Annotated in this window: 2 protein-coding genes and 1 pseudogene; 2 read left to right on the forward strand and 1 reads right to left on the reverse strand. The window is 60.4% G+C overall.

Annotated features, from left to right (window positions below; genetic code table 11):
* Positions 1 to 313 (forward strand): transposase (locus tag NKI29_RS33300; RefSeq protein ID WP_502896759.1); only part of this gene is annotated, 313 nt, incomplete at its 5' end.
* Between the two features lie 193 nt (positions 314 to 506).
* Positions 507 to 1,358, forward strand: coding sequence for an alpha/beta fold hydrolase (locus NKI29_RS33305; RefSeq protein ID WP_352693757.1), 852 nt, complete (start codon positions 507 to 509; stop codon positions 1,356 to 1,358).
* Between the two features lie 200 nt (positions 1,359 to 1,558).
* Here the strand turns inward: NKI29_RS33305 and NKI29_RS33310 are convergent.
* Positions 1,559 to 1,649 (reverse strand): annotated as a pseudogene (locus tag NKI29_RS33310) (ferritin-like domain-containing protein); the annotation flags it as partial.

Genomic DNA, 1,649 nt, shown 5'->3' on the forward strand with positions numbered 1-1,649 from the left:
GTGCTCCCGGTGCCCCTGTCCCGGATGGTCGCACCATACGCCGAAAATCGCTCATCTCCAGCGGGGATCGGATGGCACCGTCATGATCATACCGGTTACCAATCCGATCGAGCGCCTCAACGGCGAGATCAAGCGGCGCACCGAGGTCGTCGGCATCTTCCCAAATGATGACGCCATCGTCCGCCTGGTTGGCGCGATCCTGCTCGAACAGAACGACGAATGGGCTGTGCAGCGCGCCAGATACATGACGCTGGAAACCATCAGCCAAATGAGCGATGATCCTCTGATCAGCCTGCCAGCCGTGGCACGCTGATCAGCCCGGCCCCGTGCCGGAGAGCGCGGCGACCAAGCCGTCAGCTACACCACTCCCTGGGACAGGATCTTGCTTTGCAGCTCCCTATGGCACATGGCGAGCTTGAGATCGGACCGGACGACGCAAGATTGCCAAGGCTGGCGGCGATACTGAGGTGAGATCCCCTAGGTGTCATCCGGTGCGCAGCGAAATATTGAAACTTGATGATTTGGTTCTGGCCGCCGACGTGACCGGCAATCCGCAGCATCCGGCACTGCTGCTGCTACACGGTTGGCCACACAATCGTCGGGTCTACGACACTGTGATCGACGCCTTCGCGGCGGATTTCTACGCAATTGTCCCTGATCTGCCGGGCATCGGCGAGTCTATCGGCGCTCCACGAACCGGCGAAAAGGCAGTGCTCGCGGATATCGTCCTCACGGCTGCGGAAGAGCTTGGCGCCAAGGACATCGTGGTCGCCGGGTTTGATGTCGGCGGCATGATTGCCTTTGGATCGGCCCGCGAACATGGGGCGCGCATACGCGGCGCGGTGGTAGCCCACACGGTCTTGCCGGGCAGCGAACCCTGGACGAAGGTGATCAGCAATCCGCATATCTGGCATTTCGCCTTCCACGCCATACCGGAGCTGCCCGAGGTGCTGGTTACCGGTCACGAACGGGAGTATTTTGACTTCTTCACGAATTTCCTTGCCGGGAGGAAAGAGGCGGTAACGGAGAAACACCGAGCCGCCTTCACCAAAGCCTATGAACGACCGGAGGCATTGAAGGCCGGCTTCGACTGGTATCGAGCGTTCGAGGCGGACGCCAAGAAGAACATGCGGCACAAGCGGATCAGGACGCCCATGCTTTATCTGCGCGGCAACGCGGACGGCCGCGGAATCGAGGACTATGTTGCTGGGATCGAGGCAATTGGTGCCGAGGCCTTGACAGGTAAGGTCATCAGCGGAGCTGGCGAGTTCATGCCCCTCGAAAAACCGGAGGCATTCGTCCAGGTCGTGCGCGACTTTGCGAAGAGCGCTGTGTCGGCTAGGGCCAAGGCAGCGTAGCGTTGTACTACCCGACGAGCCACAGCAATGTCGTCAGCGCGAGGATTCACTCATGGCGCATAGAAGGGCCGAGGTTCGCTTGTGGCGAAGCTGACGATCCGTGGCTCCCATTATCATCATTATTCATGGTCTTTCTCCGAGAGCAGCCGATATCAGGCCGCTCAGTTTCCGGCGGCCAATCGTCACCCGTCGCAACTGGCTCAGGTGCTTTTGAGCGTGCCGTTCATCCCTTCCGGATAGAAGCCGCCCTTGCTCACTCCGTCCTTGTCGGTGAGGTAGACGATCCGGAGC

Origin of the sequence: Mesorhizobium sp. M0678, assembly GCF_040320505.1 — a bacterium.
In the GTDB taxonomy this organism is placed as follows: domain Bacteria; phylum Pseudomonadota; class Alphaproteobacteria; order Rhizobiales; family Rhizobiaceae; genus Mesorhizobium.